Here is an 18,140-nt window from a genome sequence, read left to right as displayed (position 1 = left end):
TTGTCGGTCTGGTGGTGCGGATCTTCCTCGTTGCCCGGTCCCTGAGCGTCCTGCGGGCCTGGGGGCGTCGGTCACTTAAGGCGGCTTGTGTGTCACCGACGTCGAAGAAATTAGCCGTCTTATCAAGGGGTCCGTCAAGAGTGCGTACGGCGTTCGTTTGAACCAAGGAGTAACGTCGGGGCAAATATGCGTAACTCCTTACCCTATAAGGGATTTGGGCACCGGAGGAGCCAGGGTCCACATGATGGATCTAGGCAAAATGAGTACTACTTATTCTTCCCAGCTACACATGGACGCCTTGAGGCCCCAGCGCCATCGGTTCACCGACGCATGGCCCGCAGACATGCCATGTCTACCCGGGACGCAACGGTCGGATAGCCGTACAGAGCACCATAAAACGACAGCGAAAAGGAAGCTTTCATCCCTGCACGCCCGTTGACACAGGCCTGGCGTGTGCCGCAGCTTCATGCGTGGCGGCAAAAAGGGCGTCACCGGCTGCGAACGGCGGCGGAGTCCGGGGGACTTCAGGGAATTCGCGGTGGAGCAGCTTCCCGAGGACATGTCCACCCGCCACTCCGTTCTGCAGAAGTACCGCCGACCATCGGCCCTGGTCTTTCACCACAGCTCTGACGGAGGTACCACCATGATCAGCAGACGCCAGTTCCTGGCGAGCGCCACGGGTGTCGCGGCAGCGGCGGCCGCGGGAAACGTCCTCACCGCAGGCACCGCCCGCGCCGCGACCACCTACACGCCGACGTGGGCCTCGGTCGACCAGCACACCGCTGCTCCCGAGTGGTTCAGGGACGCCAAGTTCGGCATCTACTACCACTGGGGCGTGTTCAGCGTCCCCGCCTACGACAGCGAGTGGTACCCGCGCAACATGTACGTCGGCGGGAGCAAAGCCAACACCCACCACATCGCCACCTACGGCGATCCGGCCGCATGGCCGTACCACAACTTCATCAACGGTGCGAACGACCTGAACGGCAACTTCACCAAGTTCGCCCCGAAGCTGAAGTCAGCGGGCGGAAGCTTCGACCCGGACGAGTGGGCGCAGCTGTTCGTCGACGCCGGCGCCCGCTTCGCGGGCCCGGTCGCCGAGCACCACGACGGCTTCTCCATGTGGAACAGCTCGGTCAACGAGTGGAACTCGGTCGCGAAGGGTCCCCAGCTCAACCTGCTCCGGCTGTTCTCCGACTCCATCCGCGCCAAGGGGCTGAAGCTCCTGGTGGCCATGCACCACGCGTTCAACTTCAACGGCTACTACGACCACGCGCCCGCGCAGTCCGACCCGAGCCTGCAGAAGCTGTACGGGCAGTTGGGCACTACGGCCGAGAACCAGCTGTGGTACGACAAGCTCAAGGAGGTCATCGACCTCGCCCAGCCGGACATCATCTGGCAGGACTTCGACCTGGTCAAGGTCGACCAGACGCAGCGGCTGAACTTCCTTTCCTACTACTACAACCAGGCGAACACCTGGGGTCGCGAAGTCGTCGCCACCTACAAGGACGGCCTCAACGGCCACGGCGAGGTCTTCGACTACGAGCGCGGCGGCCCGGGCGACATCACCAACCCCTACTGGCTCACCGACGACAGCATCTCCAGCTCCAGCTGGTGCTACACGAACGGCATCGGCTACTACAGCATCCAGCAGATGCTGCACGCGCTGATCGACCGGGTCAGCAAGAACGGCAACATGCTGCTCAACATCGCCCCGATGGCGGACGGTACGATCCCCCAGGCCCAGAAGGACATCCTCCTCGGCATCGGCGACTACCTGCGCCGCTTCGGCGAGTCGGTGTACTCGACCCGGGCCTGGACCACGTACGGCGAAGGCCCCACGCACATGGGCGGCGGCGCCTTCACCGCCCCGAAGGTCGGAACGGCACAGGACATCCGCTTCACCCGGAACAAGAACAACACCGTCCTGTACGCCACGGTCCTCGGCTGGCCGGGCGGCACACTGAACATATCGACGCTCAACTCGGCCCGGATCAACGTCGGTTCCCTGACCTCGGCGCAGCTGCTGAACCCGACCGCCGGCACGTACACGAACCTTCCCAAGCCGACGCAGGACTCGGCCGGGCTGCATGTGACCCTGCCGTCGTCGGCGGCGCCGTTCACCGCCCTGGCCTACGTCGTGAAGCTGACCTTCTCCGGCCCGATCCCGGCCCTGAAGCCACTGTCCGGGGCCGTGGCCTACCAGGACGTCAACTACCTGGGCTCCTCGTCCGTGCTCCAGGTCGGCTCCTACACCGCCGACCAGTTGTCGCTCGCCGGCCTGCCCGGCCGCACCCTGTCCTCGCTGAAACTGGCGCCCGGCTACCAGATCATCGGCTACTCCGGTGACAACTTCACCGGCACCGCCTGGACCTTCACCGCCGACACCGCCGACCTGCGGGTCACCGGCAACAACGACGCCGTCGTGTCGATGAAGGTGCAGTTCAACCCCTCGGCATGGTTCAGGATCACCAACGTCACCGACGGGCTGGTCCTGGACAGCGGCGGGAACGTCCCCAGCGGCTCCAGCCTCAAGCAGTGGACCTGGAACGGCAGCACCAACCTCCAGTGGCAGGCCGTCGAAGTCGGCGCCGACTACTACAAGCTGGTCAACCGCGCCAACGGCATGGTCGCCGACGGCGGCGGCGCCACCACGAACGGCTCCCCCGCCCTGGAAGCGCCCTGGGACGGCGGCACCAAGCAGCAGTGGGCGCTCAGGTACCAAGGCGGCGGCAGGTACTGGCTCGTCAACCGCGCCACCGGCCTCGTGCTCGACGGGGGCGGCAACGTGCCCTCGGGCTCCGTGACCAAGCAGTGGTCGGGGAACAGCAGCACCAACGTGCAGTGGACCTTCACCGCGCTCTGAGCCGGCGGGAGGAGCGGGGGCCGGGGCAGCAGCTCCGGCCCCCGCAGCCCTGACGCCTCCGACGTGGCCGGCTGATCGCGGGGCTCAACTCCGGCCGCTCTCTTGTGCGCGAGCCATGGTCCCGGCGGCTGCCGAGAGCGCCTCCGCCGTCGCCGGGTCGGCCGGCAGGAACGCCTCCAGCTTCAGTTCGGCGAGGGTCACATCGACGGCTGTGGCGAAGGTCGTCACCGTCGTCATCAGGCACAGCTCACCGACTGAGGACCGCAGACGGAGCGGGACGGCGAAACCCAGCAGCCCGGCCGACGGCTCCACCTCGGGCACGTACGCGGCGAGTTCGGCGCGCAACTCCTCCAGGGGACCGAGGCGTACCAGGATGTGCCGCGCCCATTCGGCGAGGTTGCGGATCCGGGGGGCCAGGCCGTCGGGATGCAGCGCCAGGCGGTAGACGTTCGTGCCCGGGCCCACCAGCTCGGCAGCCGCGCCCTCGGTGATGAGGTCGAACGCGGAGTTCGCGGCGATCAGGTCACCGCGCCGGTCCACCACCAGTGCCGGATACGGCAGATGCCCGCGGAGAATGTGGTCGATCGCCGTGCGCGCCGGGGCCAGCACCGGATCGTCCAGTGAGCTCTCGGGGTAGGCGGGCGCGTATCCGGCGGCCAGCAGCAGTTCGTTGCGCTCCCGCAGCGGCAGCTCCAGTGCCTCGGCCAGGCGCACGACCATGTTCCGGCCGGGGACGGACCTGCCGGATTCGACGAAGCTGAGGTAGCGCTGGGTGGTGCCCGCTCGCAACGCCAGGTCGAGCTGGCTGAGATGGCCGCGGGTACGGCGTTCACGAAGCGCGCTGGGGAAGTCCACGGGCCTGTTCTAACGGCGACGGAGGGTTCTCCGCCATTCCCTCCAGGGAATTGTCGCCACTCGTTCCGGTCGTGACCATGGCCGACATGGACATCGGTGTACTGCTTCCGACCGGAACCGCCCAGTGGGGCGCTGCCGACCCCCGCGAGCTGATTGCCTTCGGCCGGCATGCCGAACGCTCGGGCTTCTCCTCGCTGTTCGTCAACGATTCCCTGATCAGCCCGCGCATCGAGGCGCTCACGATGCTGGCCGCGCTCGCCCCGGTGACCGAGGCCGTGACGCTGGGCACAGCTGCGCTCCTGCCGTTCCTGCGTCGGCCGATCCAGACCGCGCAGTCCCTGGCGTCGATCGACCTGCTGTCCGGTGGACGGCTCACCGTGACCGTCGGCGCCGGCTTCCCCGGCCGATTCGGGCGGCCCCTCTACACGCTGTCCGAGCTGCCGTGGGAACGCCGCTTCGCCCGCCTGGACGAGACCGTCGCGCTGTGGCGGGCCCTGTGGGACGGTTCCGACGCCTACCACGGCGAGATCCTCCGGTTCGACGACATCCCGCCCACGACCAGGCCCTTCCGAGCCGGCGGCCCTCCTGTGTGGCTCGGCGGCGCGACACCCGCGGCGCTGGCCCGCACCGGCCGACTGTACGACGGATGGCTGCCGTACCCGCCCGACCCCGCCGACTACGCGTCCGGCCTCCGTGCCATCCACAAGGCGGCGGCCGACGCCGGACGTGCGACCGAGGACATCACCCCCGCGCTGTTCGTCTCGGTACGGATCGACGACGACATCGAGAGCGGCCGTCGGGCACTGGACGACTACGCGCGGGCCACGTACGGAATGCCCCTGGAGGAGCTGGAGAAGATCCAGGCAGTGGTCACCGGCACCGCGGACCAGGTGGTGGAGCACCTCGGACGGTACGTCGCCGCCGGTGCCCGGCAGGTCGTCGCTCGCCTCGCTGCCCTGGACCTGCAATCCCAGCGCGACCAGCTCGAACGGCTCGCCGACCTGATCCCCGCCGTCCAGAGGACAGCCGGCACGACGTGACGAGTGCGGGACAGTTCCGCTTCAGATCGCCGGCCGCTTCACGGCCCGCTTCGCTGCACGCGGCCGTCCAGAAGCTGCGCGCCCAGCGGGGTGAGGGTGTGGCGAACAGTGTTGCGCACGCGCAGGCTCTGGATCAGGCCCGCGTCACGCAGCACCGTCGCATGCTCGCTGACCGACGCGGACGAGATGCCCAGCCGCCGGGCCGTCTCACCGCCGGTGACGCTCTCCCCCTCCCCGATGGCCAGGAGGGTCGCCGCCCGGGTACGGCCGAGGAGCCGGTCGAGCGCGGCGGCCCTCGCGGCGATGCTGTGGGGCCGCAGGACGCCGGCGTCCTGACTCACCGGATAGACCAGCACCGGTGCGAGGGAGTCGTCCCGCAGTGTGATGGGCGTTCCCCGGCAGAAGTACGAGGGTACGAGCCGTAGCCCGCGCCCCTGGAGGTGCAGGTCCCCGTCCCGGGGATAGGTGATCTCGAGAACCGGAGCCCGCCATCGCACCGCAGGGTGCAGTCCGCCCAGGAGCCGGTCCGTGCCTCCGGCCAGGAACGCCTTGGCGCGCAGGGCCCGTTCGGCGTCGACCGAGGCACTGATCTGCGTCCAGTACGGATCCAGCGCCTGTCGGTGGTAGTGGCGGAGGGCTCGGCCCAGACCGCGTCTGGCCGATGGGACTCCGGAGGCGAGAGCGGGCGCCCACGACGGCAGTTTCCGCTCCCGGCCGAGCAGCGCCATGTCCGCCCGCAGGCGCGCCTGTGGGGTGGACATGATCGTGTCGACGGCGGCGTCCGGATCGGACACCGCTTCGGCAGGGGTCAGGAAATCGGGCGAGTACCCGCGGGACGGAACGAGATGGAACAGCGGCCGGGACGCCGAGTGCAGCGTCGTCCGGACTCGGCTGGTCCAGCTGCGCAGTCCGGGGTCGGTGCCGGAGGTGCCGAGGACATGCAGGCTGAGCAGGGCCTCCCAGGTGGGATCCGGTCCTGTCGCCAGACGAATCCGGCCGAGGTCCTCCGCACTGAAATGGATACGCAGCATCAGCTTCCCCCCGAAAGGCTGCTACCCCAGGTGTCTCACTCTCCCCCATGAACGCAGGGCACGGTAGCTCCGATCCCGCCAGTCGCGGTCTTTCGGCCGGCACCGAAACTGCTCCCGCACGCAGGTGACCGACGCGGACCGTGTGCTGGTGATGCAGCGCTCAGGTCGTGCCCCGGACCTTCAAGGTCGGTGTCAGGACGATAGGGGGCGGCAGTTCCCCGGCCAGGAGTTGGCCGACCTGGTGAATGGCCAGTTCGCCCAGCCTCCGCTTGTCGATGTGGAGCGTGGTCAGCGGCGGGTCGACCAGGTCGACGACGCTCAGCCCGTCGTAGCCCACCAGCGCACAGTCGTCCGGTACCTGGACCCCGGCCCGGCGGGCGCCCCTGAGCGCGCCGATCGCGACCAGGTCGTTGAAGGCGACCACGGCTGTGAGGTCCGGATGCGCGGCATACAGCGCCTCGAACCCCGCGGCGCCGCCCGCCGGGGACTGCTCGCTCAGGACGATCCAGCCCTCGTCGACCGGCAGGTCGTGTTCACCCACGACCTCGAGGAAGGTGCGGTGCCGGACCATCGGGGCGCTGAGGCACTCGCAGTCGATCAGGCCTATCTTGCGGTGCCCCCGGTCGATGAGGTGCTGCATCCCGGCCCGGATCGCGGGCGCGGTGTCGATCTGGACCATCGCGTGGTGCGACGACTCCATCCCGCGATCGACCAGGACCAGCGGCATGGTCCCCACGTACGGCTCGATCTCCGCATCCGTGTGGGTGACATAGCCGACCAGAGCGTCGACCTGCTGGCCGAGTGACCGGAGCAGGGCCAGCTCCCGGGAGCGGTCGTTCTCGGTGCTGGCAACGAGTACCTGCCAGTCGCGTTCGTCGGCGGCCGCGATGACGCCGGCCACGAACTCCGGGAAGAACGGGTTGACCACGTCGGGGACGATGAGCCCGACGGACACGACATCCTGGCGGCTGAGTCCCCGGCCGAAGCGGCTGGGCCGGTACCGCATCCGCTTCGCGACGTCGAGCACGCGCTGCTGGGTCGCCGGGTCGATCTCCCCCTTGCCGTTGATCGCCCGGGAGACGGTCTGATGGGACACACCCGCCGCCTCGGCCACGTCGCGGAGGGTGACGCGCTTGGCGGTTCTCACACCCTGCGCCTTCTGGTCATCCGTTTTGCGCTGTCCGGCCACGTCGCCCACTCACTTCTGTCCTGTGTCGCCCGGTGCAAGTCAATCAGGTTCACCGTCCTGCCGTCCCGTGGGCCGTCCGCACAGGGGCGTTGACGGACGGCACGTCTCTGGGCAAGAATCCCGTTAACGGTAACGTTAACGGTCACGTTAGCGATAACGGACCAAGTGAAGGGGATCGCATTGGCTTCTCCGAGGGGCCCTCTACCGCACGCACCTCACCCGGCCTTCCACAGCCTGTTCAGCGGGTGGCAGGCACAGGCCGGCGTCTTCTCGGCGCTGCCGGACGCACCCGTACAGCCGGACGACCGGCGGCCTTGGTGGCACCGGCTGAGCGGTCGGCTGCGGAAACGGAACAGCGTCGCGTCCTCGTTCCGCCGCTCCGCTGCGCCGCACCCTGTGGGCTGCCCTGCTCCCACTGCGGAGGGTCGGGGCTGACGCCCGGGAACCACGAGGCCAGGGCGCGTCACCCGTCAGCGGCCCCCGGCAGCCTCCGCACGCGGTTGCCGGTACGGCCGTACGGCACGCCGCGCGATGGCGAAGCGGTGTGTCTCCGAGGGGCCGTCGTAGATGCGGAACGGCCGCACCTCCCGGAACAGACGGGCCAGCGGCGCGTCGGCGGCCGAGATGCCGAGGGCTCCGCAGATCTGCACCGCCCGGTCGACCACGCGGTTGACCGCCTCGGCCACGAACGTCTTGGACACCGAGGTCAGTTGGGAGGCGGTCGGCGACTCGGTGTCCAACTCCCAGGCGGTGCGCAGGATCAGGGCACGGCTCGCCTCGATGTCGATCTCCGAGTCGGCCAGCATCTGCTGGACCATGCCGAGGTCTCCGAGCGCCGAGCCGAACGCCATCCGGCTCCCCGCCCGTTCCAGCGCGACGTCCTGGGCGCGGCGAGCGGCTCCCAGCCAGCGCATGCAGTGGGTCAGCCGCGCGGGTCCCAGCCGGACCTGGGCGCCCTCGAAGCCGCGGTCCACCTCGCCGAGGACCTGCCCCTCCCCCACCACGCAGCCCTCGAAGACGATCTCGGCGTGTCCGGCGAACAGCGACTCGTCGAGGGTCTCGATGTTGCGGACCAGGCGCATGCCGGGCGTGCCGGCGTCGACCAGGAACATGGTGGCGCCGCCCGGGTCACCGGGGCTGCCCGAGGTGCGGGCCATGACGATGGCGAAGCCGGCTCCGTGGGCGCCGGTGATGAACCACTTGTGACCGTCCAGGCGCCAGCCGCCGGGAACTCTGGTCGCGGTGGTGCGCAGGGAGCGGGGGTCGGCCCCGGCCCCCGGCGCCGGTTCGGTCATGGCGAAGCAGGACCGGTTCTCCCCCGCGGCGAGGGGGCGCAGGTAGGCCTGCTTCTGTTCCTCGGTGGCCACCTTTTCCAGAAGGTGCATGTTGCCTTCGTCGGGGGCCGCGCAGTTCAGGGCGAGCGGGCCGAGCAGGGAGTAGCCCGCGGCTTCGAAGACGGCCGCCTGTCCGCGCAGGTCGAGTCCGCGCCCGCCCCAGCGCTCGGGCACCTGGGGGGCGAAGACGCCCGCTTCACGGGCCGCCTTGTGCAGGGTCTCGCGCAGGGCCTCGGGGGCGTCGTGCACGGAGCCGCCGCACTCGCGCTCGGCCGGGACGACCACCTCGCGCACGAACTCCGCGGTGGACGCGGCGAGTTGGGCGACTGCCGGATCGACATCGAACTGGATGGGCACGGGTCCTCCCGCCGACAGGCGTACGGGCATCCGGCCCGTCGCGTCCTAGAAACTGTATAGCGTCTTGAGTATCTTGCCGGGAAGCACCCGGCGACAGGAAGACGCGAGGAGTACCGCCCATGACCCTGCCCGTGAGCACCGAGCCGGTCCGGATCGTCCGCCATCCCGACCGGGTCGTCGAACTGAGACTGGACGATCCCGTGCGGGGCAACGCCCTGGACCTGAGGACGGCCGAGGCACTGCGGGACGCGTCCCGCGAGGTGGCCGCCGACCCGGGCGGCGCGGTCCTGCTGCGGTCCGCGGGCAGCAGCTTCTGCGTAGGGGGTGACCTGCGCGCATTCGCCGGCCGGGGCGCGGAGACGGGCGCTTATGTGCGGGCCGTGGCGGACGCCGCGCACGCCGCGATACAGGCCCTGTACGACCTGCCGGTGCCGCTGGTGACGGCGGTTCCCGGCGCGGCCGCGGGCGGCGGGGTCGGTCTCGCCCTCGTGGGCGACGTCGTCCTGGCGGCCCGCTCGGCGCGGTTCCGGCTGGCGTACACGGCGATCGGGCTGACACCGGACTGCGGGGCCTCGTGGTTCCTGCCACGCCTGGTGGGCCCCCGAAGGGCGACGGAGCTGGTCCTGACCGACCGGGTCCTGACCGGCGACGACGCCGAACGATGGGGCCTCGTCTCCCGGTCCGTGGACGACGGCCGGCTCCAGGCAGCGGCACACGAGACCGCGTCCGCCCTGGCCGCAGGCGCCGGCGCCGCGCTGCGTGCCGCGAAGTCGCTGTTGCGCGCCGGGGACGGCGACGGACTGCGTCGGCATCTGGCCGAGGAAGCGCGGTCGATCGCCGCCCTGGCGGACGGCCCCCGGGCGCAGGAGCTGATGGCGGAGTTCCTCGCCGCGCGGGGACGTCCGAAGCCGGGCGGCGGCCGCACCGGAGCCCTCGCGGCGGAAAGTGTTTCTTGAGTCACTCTTCACTAACCCACCCGTCGAGGCGTAACCTCCGGGCAACACAGAACCGAGGAACCGGTCACCACAGAACCGGGGAAATGGTGTGGCGATGCAATCTGCTGCCGTGGGCCTTCCGGACGCGTCCGACGACCCCCTCACCGAGGCAGTCGTCGATCTCGTTCTGCGCGGTATGTGGCGCGGCCGGCCGGAGTCCGAGCACCGTCCGCTCGTCGACGCCGGGCTGGCGATGGCCAAGGGGCCCGTGGTGCTGCCGACCGAGCGCGCCAAGACCACCGTCGCGCAGGCCCTGCGGGTTCCCGCCGGTTCCGGGCGGGAACAGCGCATCACCGCGGCCTACGAGGCGTTCCTGCCGGTCAACCGGCAGATCCGCGATGTGTGCACCGCCTGGCAGTGCCGCCCCGACGGCACCCCCAACGACCACTCGGACGACGTCTACGACGCCGGGGTGCGCGAGTCGCTGGAGGACGTGCACGAGGCCATCCAGCCCGTGCTGCGCAGGCTGGAGCAGGTGCTCGCGGGCAGCGGACGGTATCTGACGGCCCTGGAGGACGCCCTCGACCGCTTCGACGACGGCTCTCCCGAGTGGCTGGCCTCGCCGCTGTGCGACTCGTACCACACCGTGTGGATGCGGCTGCACCAGGAACTGCTGCTCGTCCTGGGCATCAGCCGGGCCGAGGACGCGGCCCGCGAAGAGGAACTGGTCACCAGGAGCCGGGGGTGAGCGTCACCGACCGCGATGCGGGGCCGTGCGCACCCTCCACGACGGCCGGCCCCGGCCGGGTCCTGGTGCCCTACGGGCAGGGACGCATCCGCGGTCTGGACGCCGCCGAACTGGGCTCCCACGGCGCGGCCATGGACCGGCTCCTCGCCCTCGGGCTGCCGGTCGTTCCGGGACTCACCGTGCCGGCCGGCGCCGCCGCCTCGCTGTGCGGGACCGACACCGCCGAGGCCGCCGTGGAACTGGTCGAACAGCTTTCCGGGCGGCGCGTGGGCGATCCGGTCCGGCCGCTGCTGCTGCGCCTGTCGGCGAGCGCGCCCACCGAGGTCGCCGGACTGCCGCCGGACCTGGCCTGTCTCGGCTTCTCCCCCGCCCGCGCGGACGACCTGACCGCTGTCATCGGACGCGCCGACGCCCTGTACGAGGTGTGGGCCGGCACCATGCGCATCATCGCCGAGTACGCCCTCGAGGTGCCCGCCGCCGTGCTCGACGACGCCCTCCTGGACACACCCGAGCCACGGGAACGGGTGGAGCTGCTGCTCTCCCTGGCGGCGGAGCACGGCTCGCGCCCCTTCCCGGACGATCCGGCACAGCAGCTCGCGCTGGCCGCGCGCGCCCTCCTCAACCGGTGGGACTCCCCCCGTGCGCGAAGGGCCCGCCGCGCCCAGAAGCTCCCCGCCGAGCTGGCCGTCGCCCTCCATGTGCAGGCCCTGCGCATCGGCCCCGCCGACCACTCGGGCTACGGCACCGCGGTCAGCCGCGATCCCGAGAGCGGTCGCTTCTCGCCCCGGGGCTCCTTCTTCCGCGGTGTGCGCCGCAGTGCCCCTCCGCCGCACACCGGTGAACCGTTGGAGCGGCTCGCGGGCGGCACCGCGTTGCTCGAACACTCCCTGCTCACCCTGGAACGCCATCTGCGCACCCCGGTGACGGTCGACTTCGAGGTGCGTGACGACGAGATCTCCCTGCTGGCCGCCTCCCCGCAACCACGCCCGCCGCTCAGGGCAGCCGTCTGTCTGGCCGCGGACCTGGCCCGGGACGGAGCCCTCGGCCGCGAGGAGGCCGTGCGCAGGATCAGCCCCGCGCAGGTGCAGGAACTGCTGCACCCCCAGCTGCGGTTGACCGGCGGGGAGGAGCTCCTGGTGAAGGGACTGCCCGCGTCCCCGGGAGCGGCGACCGGAGCGGTCGTGCTGTCCAGCGAACGCGCCCTCGAACTGGCCGCGGACGGCACGCGGGTCGTCCTCGTGGCCGCCGAGACCAACCCTGCGGACGTCCCCGGGATGCTGGCCTCCGCCGCGGTGTTGACCGCCACCGGGGGCATCGCCTCCCACGCCGCCGTCGTGGCCCGGGGCGCCGGCAGACCCGCGGTGTGCGGCGCGGAGGGACTGCGCGTGGACCGGGCCGCCGGGACGGTGCGCTTCGGCGAGCGCGTGCTGCGCGAGGGTGACCCGGTCTCGCTGGACGGCCGTACCGGAGCCGTCTACGCCGGGACGCTGGGCGTCAGTGTCGCCGGACCGCCGCCCGAGCTCTCCACGCTGCTGGGCTGGGCGGACGACGCGCGCCGGCTGGGGGTGCGGGTCAACGCCGACACGGCCGCCGAGGTGGACACCGCCGTCGCCCTGGGCGCGGAGGGTGTCGGGCTGTGCCGTACGGAGCACCAGTTCCTCGGCGCGCGGCTCCCGCTGATCCGCCGGGTGCTCCTGGCCGCCGATCCGTCCGCCCGTGACGAGGCGCTGGTGGCGCTGGAACGCGCCCAGCACGAGGACTTCCGGGCGCTGCTGGCCGCCGTGGGCAGCAGGCCCGTGACCGTGCGCCTGCTGGACGCCCCGCTGCACGAGTTCCTGCCCGCCCCCGGGCAGGCCCTGGACACGGCCGAGGAGCAGCGCGCCGCCGCCCTGCGGGAGGCGAACCCGATGCTCGGGCTGCGCGGGGTGCGCCTTGCGCTGCTGCACGAGAGGCTCTACCCCGCCCAGGCCGAGGCGCTCTTCACCGCCTGGGCCGATGTCGCCGCCACCGGCGTACGGCCCCGGCTGGAAGTGATGATCCCGCTCGTCAGCCTGCCGGAGGAACTGGCCGCCGCGGCCGCCTACGTGCGCGGTGCCGCCGACGCGGTCGCCGCCCGCACCGGGGTGGAGGTCCCCTACCGGCTCGGCACGATGATCGAGACCCCGAGGGCCGCGCTGCTGGCCGGTGAGCTCGCCGAGCACGCCGAGTTCTTCTCTTTCGGCACCAACGACCTCACCCAGCTCACCTACGGGTTCTCCCGGGACGACGTCGAGCGCCAGGTGCTCGCCTCCTACCAGCAACGCGGGTTCCTGACCGCCAGCCCCTTCGCCCGGCTCGACCCGCACGGCGTCGGCGCGCTGATCGCCCTGGCCGTCGAACGGGCCCGGGAGGTGCGGCCCGGCATCAAGCTCGGCGTGTGCGGCGAGCACGGCGGTGACCCCGAGTCGATCGCGTTCTGCGACGGTCTCGGCCTCGACTACGTCTCCTGCTCCGCGCATCGCGTCCCGGTGGCCCGGATGGCCGCCGCGCACAGCGCCCTGCGGGAACCGGGCGGAAACAGCGGGAGCACACGATGACGACGAGCACCGTCACCGAGGGCACGGCCCTGTCGGACACCGAGCTGGAGGACCTGCGCGAGACCGTGCGGTCCGTGTGCGCGGACGCGGGCGGCACCGCCGCGGTCCGCCGGCTGTCCGAGGAGGCTCCGGGCATCGACGCCGGGTTGTGGGAGGTACTCGGCCGGCAGGTCGGCCTCGCCGCCCTCGGCCTGCCCGAGTGGGCGGGCGGGATCGGCGGCCTCGCCGGGATCACCGCCGTCTGCGAGGAGTTGGGCCGGACCCTGGCTCCGGTGCCGCTGCTGTCCTCGACCGTACTGGCCGGACAGGTGCTGGCCGGCTGCGGTACGGCCGGCACGGCGTTGGCAGGGCTGGCCGAGGGCGCCGTACACGCCCTGGCGGTGGTCGCGCCCGACGGGGCCTGGCGGACGGACGCCGTGCCGGTGGCCGTCTCCTGGCAGGGCAGTGTGCCGCTGCTGGACGGCACCGCGCCGTTCGTCCTGGACGGTGCCGACGCCGAGGCGCTGGTGGTGGCCGCGGCCGGGGCCGACGGCGTGGACCTGTTCCTGGCCGACCCGCGCGAGCCGGGGGTCACCGTGCGCCGGGTGCCCACCCTGGACCTCAGCCGGGGCCAGGCCGTGGTCACCTTCACCGGCTGCCGGGCCAGGGCGCTGACCGCCGGCGGCGACGGGGCGGACGTCGTCTCCCGCGCGCTGGACGTGGGCCTGGTGGCCCTGGCCGCCGAGCAACTCGGCGGGGCGCAGGCCGCGTTGGACCTGACGGTGGCCCATGTGCGCGAACGTACCCAGTTCGGGCGCGCGATCGGCGGCTTCCAGGCGGTCAAGCACGCCTGCGCGGACATGCTGCTCCAGGTCGAGGCCGCCCGGTCGGCGGTGGTGCGCGCCGTCCGCTCGGACGGCTCCTCCGAGGCGCTGGCCGAGGCGGCGGCGGTGGCACAGGCGTGGTGCGGCGAGGCGTTCACCGCGGTCACCGCCCAGTGCGTGCAGCTGCACGGCGGGATGGGCTTCACCTGGGAGCACGACGCGCACCTGTACTTCCGGCGCGCCCAGTCCGACGCGGCCCTGCTGGGCGGCGCCGCGCACCACCGGGAACGGCTCGCCGGACTGCTGGGCTGGTGACGTGGAAGGGCGGTTTCGGCGTGACGTGGAAGGGCGGTTCGACGTGACCACCAGACTCATCGACGAGTCGCTGTTCGAGAGCCGGGAGGACCAGGAGCACGACGAAGCGGGCCCACGGCGTCTCGTGGGCGCCCGCTGCTCCGGGTGCACCACGGTCGTCTTCCCCCGGCAGGACTCGTGCCCCCGCTGCGCGCACGGGACGATGTCCGCGCACGTGCTGCCGGTGAGCGGACGCGTGTGGTCATGGACGCTCCAGGCGTTCCCGCCCAAGCCGCCGTACCGGTCACCGGTCGGCGGCCACCGCCCCTACCACCTCGGCTACGTGGACCTCGGTGAGGTGCTGGTCGAGGCGCGCCTGGCGGTACCCCGCGAGAAGATCCGGATCGGTCTGCCGGTCCGGCTCACCACGGTGACCGCGTACGAGGACGAGGACGGCACCGAGGTCATCACCTTCGCGTTCCGCCCGGAGCGGGACGAGGAACGATGAGCCGACGCGACGAGGTGTATGTGGTCGGCTGCGGGAGGACTCCCTTCGGCCGCGACGAGAGCGTCAGCGCGATGGACATGGCCGAGCGTGCGGTGCGTGAGGCGCTCGCCGACGCCGGTGTCGCCTGGCACGATATCGGCTTCGCGGCCGGCGGCTCCGACGTGTCCGGCAAGCCCGACACGCTCGTGGGCCGACTGGGCCTGACGGGACTGCCGTTCGTCAACGTGCAGAACGGCTGCGCGACTGGCGCCTCCACCGTGCTCGCGGTGGCCGACGCGCTGCGCGCGGGCGAGGCCCCCCTGGGAGTGGCGGTGGGCTTCGACAAGCACGAGCGCGGCGCGTTCCACGTCTCCCCGGCCCGCTACGGCCTGGGCGACTGGTACGCCGTGACCGGCATGATGCTCACCACCCAGTTCTTCGCGCTGAAGACCCAGCGGTACCTGTACGAGCACGGGATCCCGGAGCAGGCGCTGGCGACGGTTGCCGCGCGGGCCTTCCGGAACGGCTCGCACCATCCTCTGGCCTGGCGGCGCAAACCGCTCACCGAGCGGGAGATCCTCGACTCGGCCGAGGTCAGTCCTCCGCTCACCCAGTACATGTTCTGCTCGCCCGGCCAGGGCGCGGCCGCGCTGGTCCTGGCACGCGGCGACCGCGCCTTCGACCTGTGCGAACGGCCGGTCAGGCTGGCGTCGCTGGCCTTCCGGACCCGGCGCTTCGGTTCGTTCGAGGTGTTCTCGCCCTGGCTGACACCGGGTCCGCACCGCAGCCCCAGCGTCGACGCCGCGGAGGCGGCCTTCCGCACGGCGGGGGTGCGGCCCGCGGACGTCCAGGTGGCCCAGCTCCAGGACACCGACAGTGGTTCGGAGCTGATCCACCTGGCCGAGACGGGTCTGTGCGGCCATGGCGAGCAGGAGGAGCTGCTGGCCGGCGGGGCCACGGATCCCACGGGCCGCATACCGGTCAACACCGACGGCGGCTGTCTGGCCGCCGGTGAGCCCGTGGGGGCCTCCGGGCTCCGCCAGTTCCATGAGGTCGTACGGCAGTTGCAGGGCCGTGCGCCCGGTCCGCAGGTGCCGGGCTCGCCACGGGTGGGCTTCACCCACGTGTACGGGGCGCCCGGGATCAGCGCGTGCGCGGTCCTGACGGTGTGAGGGACGCCGACGGACTCCGCGTTGTGGTGGAGTTACTGACTTCCGGCTCGCCAGGGTGAACTCACTTCAAGGCGCCGATCGTGCTGGTCTGCTTACTCCGTTGCAGTACCGGCATGGCACCCCGGGGCGGATTCCTCGCCGGGACGGGCCTGGCTCTCGACGGACGGAACTGGCCTCTCATGCGTCGAGGTCAGTATGCCCACACGGCTCCGACGGCGGGGGCGAGGGCGCGGCCTTGTTGCCGGCCGGCGTCGGCGGCCGGTTTGGCCCGGGCCGGGTCGTAGGGGTTTGGCCCGATGGCGGCGCGGCTGGTGGCATCGGGTGTGGCAAGCACGGTCTGCGCACGCCGGCTCAGGCGGGCGACGTCGTCCTGGGCGCTGGGGATGCCTGCGTGCCCTTCGGGCATGGGGGCCAGGACGACGATGCGGTCGTGGCCGGCCGCAAGGATGGCGTTTGCGGCGGAGACCATGCCGGCGTCAATCCATTCGCGCCCGCCGAAGTGCACGCTGGGCCAGATGCCGGGAACGGCACCGCTGGCTGCCGTGGCGGTTTCGATCGCGATCCCCGCTTCGGGCCCGAGCAGTTCAAGACGACCGGTGTCCGCGTCAGTGACGGCGACCCGCATGGTGGCCGGCCACTGGTCAGTGCGCAGGCGCGCGCGGACCACAGCCTGGCGCATCCGGGGGGAGACGTTCGCCCCGAACTTCCGGGCCACCCGGCCGAAGCCGGCGCCCACCGCCTCGGGTGCGCCCGCGCCGGAGCGGAAGGCTTCTGCCCAGCCCTCGTAGACGGCCGGGTCGGTCCGCAGCACCGGTTCGTGGTCGGTGGCGCGCGCCTGGTCGGCGAAGAGCGCTTCCCAGTCCGTGCCGGAGGTGAAGTTCGTTCCGACGAAGGAGCCGGCGGAGGTTCCGATCACCGTGTCCGCGGTGCGGAGGTCGATGCCCTCGTCGAGCAGACCCGCGAGCAGGCCGACTTCCCAGGCTATGCCGGTGACGCCGCCACCACCGAGGACAAGCGCGCGGGTCGGGTTCGGGGGAGCCACAGGAACCACCTTTCCGGTAATCACGATTTCCGATAATCTACGTTACCGTAAACGGATGCAGCCTGTGCACCGGGGCCGCCCCCGCCAAGCCGACATCGACCGTGTCGCCCTCGAACACACCCTTGCTCTCCTTCAAGAGCGCGGCTACGACGGACTGCGGATGAAGGACGTCGCCGAGTCGGCCGGCATCGGCCTCGGTGCGCTCTACCGGCGCTGGGCGGGAAAGAAGGAGCTGGTCATGGCGGCCCTCCGGGCCGACGTGACCCAGCACGAGACGGAAGACACCGGTGATCCCTTTGCGGATCTGGTCACCGCCCTTGAACGCATCGGCGACGCCGTGCCCCACGGCCTGGGCAGGCTGTTCGCCGCCTGCCTTGCCGATCCGGACTCGGAACTGGCACGCGTGGCCATCGAGGCCAAGCTCACCCCCATGCTCGACGGCCTCACTGTCCGGCTGGAAAGAGTGGCCGGCACCGCGCCCGACGTGCGCCTGCGCGCCGAAAGCGGCCTGTTGTACCTCCTGTGGCACACAGCCGTCGGCGGGCAGACAGCCGACACGACCGCCCTTCAGCGGCGAGTCCTGAAAGTCATGGGAGTCTCTACGGGACTCTGATGGTCAGCCAGGTGTGCCGTTCACCGAACCGGTCACGACACACCCCGTCAGCCCTGCGACGCCGCCGGCTTCGCCGAGGTCTGCTCGGCGGCGACGATCCGCAGCGCCAGGGCCCGCACCGCCTCCAGCACGGACCGGGAGGGCAGCTGGGACAGCGGTCCGCCCTCCGCCCGGAGCGCGGTGACGAGCATCGTCGTGCTGATCAGGGTGCGGACGGCGAGGGCCTGTGCCGCATGCCGGGCCTTGGCGGCGCGGGGGCTGCGCGTCGTGCCCTCGGGCAGATAGTCGTAGCCGCGCTGGATGTGCCGCTGCTCGAACTCGTCCCGCAGCACCTTCACGCTGCCGTTGGCCGAGGCGACCTGGACCTGGTAGAGGCGGGCCTCGTCCGGGTTCTTCTCCACCCACTCCCACACGGCGTCGATGACCCGCACCAGGCCCTCCGCGTCACCCGGTTCGGACTCCGGCCGGGCCGCCTCCACGACGGCGTTCAGCTGGTCGAAGACCCGGCGCATGGCGAGTTCGAGCAGCTCCTCCTTGCCGTCGAAGTGGTAGTAGACGGCGGTCGGGACCACCTGGGCCTCGTCGGCGATGTCCTGGACGCTGGTCTCCGCGACGCCGTTGCGGCCGAACACCCGCACGGCCGCGGTGATGATGTGCTGCCGCCGCGAGGGCCGGTGGGCGGGCTGTTTGCCGTTCTTCGTCGTGGCCGCCATCATGCTCCCTGCCCGCCGCCGTGAACCCGCGTCCCGGATCCGTCCGTACTGACCAGTGTATCCAGTAACTCCGATCCCCCGTCGG

The 18,140-nt window shown here is 71.4% G+C and carries 15 protein-coding genes; 9 read left to right on the top strand and 6 right to left on the bottom strand.

Annotated features, from left to right (window positions below; genetic code table 11):
- The first annotated feature begins 643 nt into the window (after nucleotides 1-643).
- Nucleotides 644-2,866, top strand: a complete 2,223-nt coding sequence (locus H295_RS0133590) for an alpha-L-fucosidase (RefSeq protein ID WP_028809988.1) — start codon at nucleotides 644-646, stop codon at nucleotides 2,864-2,866.
- An 84-nt stretch (nucleotides 2,867-2,950) separates the two neighbouring features.
- Here the strand turns inward: H295_RS0133590 and H295_RS0133585 are convergent, their stop codons facing one another.
- Nucleotides 2,951-3,721 carry a helix-turn-helix domain-containing protein gene (locus tag H295_RS0133585; protein ID WP_020139746.1) on the bottom strand — a complete coding sequence of 257 codons (771 nt, stop codon included), beginning with the start codon at nucleotides 3,719-3,721 and terminating at the stop codon, nucleotides 2,951-2,953.
- A 77-nt stretch (nucleotides 3,722-3,798) separates the two neighbouring features.
- Between H295_RS0133585 and H295_RS0133580 the strand changes: the two genes are divergently transcribed.
- Nucleotides 3,799-4,761, top strand: a complete 963-nt coding sequence (locus H295_RS0133580) for an LLM class flavin-dependent oxidoreductase (protein WP_020139745.1) — start codon at nucleotides 3,799-3,801, stop codon at nucleotides 4,759-4,761.
- A 38-nt stretch (nucleotides 4,762-4,799) separates the two neighbouring features.
- On the opposite strand, the gene H295_RS0133575 is transcribed toward H295_RS0133580, so the two are convergent.
- The 3 genes from H295_RS0133575 to H295_RS0133565 all read right to left on the bottom strand — a co-directional run bounded on the left by H295_RS0133575 (nucleotide 4,800) and on the right by H295_RS0133565 (nucleotide 8,672).
- Nucleotides 4,800-5,792 (bottom strand): ArsR/SmtB family transcription factor, encoded by a 993-nt coding sequence (locus H295_RS0133575; protein WP_020139744.1) that lies wholly within the window; start codon nucleotides 5,790-5,792, stop codon nucleotides 4,800-4,802.
- A gap of 160 nt (nucleotides 5,793-5,952) precedes the next feature.
- Nucleotides 5,953-6,990 carry a LacI family DNA-binding transcriptional regulator gene (locus H295_RS0133570; protein WP_020139743.1) on the bottom strand — a complete coding sequence of 346 codons (1,038 nt, stop codon included), beginning with the start codon at nucleotides 6,988-6,990 and terminating at the stop codon, nucleotides 5,953-5,955.
- Nucleotides 6,991-7,451: 461 nt separating this feature from the next.
- Entirely contained in the window at nucleotides 7,452-8,672 is a 1,221-nt protein-coding gene (locus H295_RS0133565; protein WP_020139742.1) for an acyl-CoA dehydrogenase family protein, read from the bottom strand.
- A 119-nt stretch (nucleotides 8,673-8,791) separates the two neighbouring features.
- On the opposite strand from H295_RS0133565, the gene H295_RS0133560 reads away from it, so the two are divergent.
- The 6 genes from H295_RS0133560 (at nucleotide 8,792) to H295_RS0133535 (ending at nucleotide 15,687) form a co-directional block, all read left to right on the top strand.
- Nucleotides 8,792-9,628, top strand: a complete 837-nt coding sequence (locus tag H295_RS0133560) for an enoyl-CoA hydratase/isomerase family protein (RefSeq protein WP_020139741.1) — start codon at nucleotides 8,792-8,794, stop codon at nucleotides 9,626-9,628.
- A 94-nt stretch (nucleotides 9,629-9,722) separates the two neighbouring features.
- Complete coding sequence (locus H295_RS0133555; RefSeq protein WP_234021738.1) at nucleotides 9,723-10,355, top strand: hypothetical protein; 633 nt, start codon at nucleotides 9,723-9,725, stop codon at nucleotides 10,353-10,355.
- Nucleotides 10,352-12,931 carry a putative PEP-binding protein gene (locus H295_RS0133550; protein ID WP_020139739.1) on the top strand — a complete coding sequence of 860 codons (2,580 nt, stop codon included), beginning with the start codon at nucleotides 10,352-10,354 and terminating at the stop codon, nucleotides 12,929-12,931. The genes H295_RS0133555 and H295_RS0133550 overlap by 4 nt, the downstream gene beginning before the upstream one ends.
- On the top strand, nucleotides 12,928-14,049 hold the full coding sequence (locus tag H295_RS0133545) for an acyl-CoA dehydrogenase family protein (protein ID WP_020139738.1): 1,122 nt from the start codon (nucleotides 12,928-12,930) through the stop codon (nucleotides 14,047-14,049). The genes H295_RS0133550 and H295_RS0133545 overlap by 4 nt, the downstream gene beginning before the upstream one ends.
- Nucleotides 14,050-14,092: 43 nt before the next feature.
- Nucleotides 14,093-14,536, top strand: a complete 444-nt coding sequence (locus tag H295_RS0133540) for a Zn-ribbon domain-containing OB-fold protein (RefSeq protein ID WP_106961006.1) — start codon at nucleotides 14,093-14,095, stop codon at nucleotides 14,534-14,536.
- Nucleotides 14,533-15,687, top strand: a complete 1,155-nt coding sequence (locus tag H295_RS0133535) for a thiolase family protein (protein ID WP_020139736.1) — start codon at nucleotides 14,533-14,535, stop codon at nucleotides 15,685-15,687. The genes H295_RS0133540 and H295_RS0133535 overlap by 4 nt, the downstream gene beginning before the upstream one ends.
- A gap of 190 nt (nucleotides 15,688-15,877) precedes the next feature.
- On the opposite strand, the gene H295_RS0133530 is transcribed toward H295_RS0133535, so the two are convergent.
- The gene (locus tag H295_RS0133530) at nucleotides 15,878-16,729 is read right to left on the bottom strand and encodes a patatin-like phospholipase family protein (protein WP_020139735.1); all 852 of its coding nucleotides are present in this window, start codon (nucleotides 16,727-16,729) and stop codon (nucleotides 15,878-15,880) included.
- A gap of 55 nt (nucleotides 16,730-16,784) precedes the next feature.
- Here H295_RS0133530 and H295_RS46015 point away from each other — a divergent pair, with 55 nt between their 5' ends.
- Nucleotides 16,785-17,342: a TetR/AcrR family transcriptional regulator gene (locus H295_RS46015; protein ID WP_158691092.1), complete on the top strand. Its 558-nt coding sequence runs from the start codon at nucleotides 16,785-16,787 to the stop codon at nucleotides 17,340-17,342.
- Nucleotides 17,343-17,389: 47 nt separating this feature from the next.
- On the opposite strand, the gene H295_RS0133520 is transcribed toward H295_RS46015, so the two are convergent.
- Nucleotides 17,390-18,055: a TetR/AcrR family transcriptional regulator gene (locus H295_RS0133520; protein WP_020139733.1), complete on the bottom strand. Its 666-nt coding sequence runs from the start codon at nucleotides 18,053-18,055 to the stop codon at nucleotides 17,390-17,392.
- Nucleotides 18,056-18,140: the final 85 nt, after the last annotated feature.

It is taken from the genome of Streptomyces sp. 351MFTsu5.1, from assembly GCF_000383655.1.
Taxonomy (GTDB): Bacteria; Actinomycetota; Actinomycetes; order Streptomycetales; family Streptomycetaceae; genus Streptomyces; species Streptomyces griseorubiginosus.
The sequence above is the reverse complement of the archived record's forward strand: the minus strand, read 5'-3'. Positions and strand labels throughout refer to the sequence as shown.

Coding starts and splice junctions, on each gene's coding strand:
- H295_RS0133590 (WP_028809988.1), top strand. CDS start 644: ATGATCAGCAGACGCCAGTTCCTGGCGAGCGCCACGGGTGTCGCGGCA.
- H295_RS0133580 (WP_020139745.1), top strand. CDS start 3,799: ATGGCCGACATGGACATCGGTGTACTGCTTCCGACCGGAACCGCCCAG.
- H295_RS0133575 (WP_020139744.1), bottom strand. CDS start 5,792: ATGCTGCGTATCCATTTCAGTGCGGAGGACCTCGGCCGGATTCGTCTG.
- H295_RS0133560 (WP_020139741.1), top strand. CDS start 8,792: ATGACCCTGCCCGTGAGCACCGAGCCGGTCCGGATCGTCCGCCATCCC.
- H295_RS0133555 (WP_234021738.1), top strand. CDS start 9,723: ATGCAATCTGCTGCCGTGGGCCTTCCGGACGCGTCCGACGACCCCCTC.
- H295_RS0133545 (WP_020139738.1), top strand. CDS start 12,928: ATGACGACGAGCACCGTCACCGAGGGCACGGCCCTGTCGGACACCGAG.
- H295_RS0133535 (WP_020139736.1), top strand. CDS start 14,533: ATGAGCCGACGCGACGAGGTGTATGTGGTCGGCTGCGGGAGGACTCCC.
- H295_RS46015 (WP_158691092.1), top strand. CDS start 16,785: ATGCAGCCTGTGCACCGGGGCCGCCCCCGCCAAGCCGACATCGACCGT.
- H295_RS0133520 (WP_020139733.1), bottom strand. CDS start 18,055: ATGGCGGCCACGACGAAGAACGGCAAACAGCCCGCCCACCGGCCCTCG.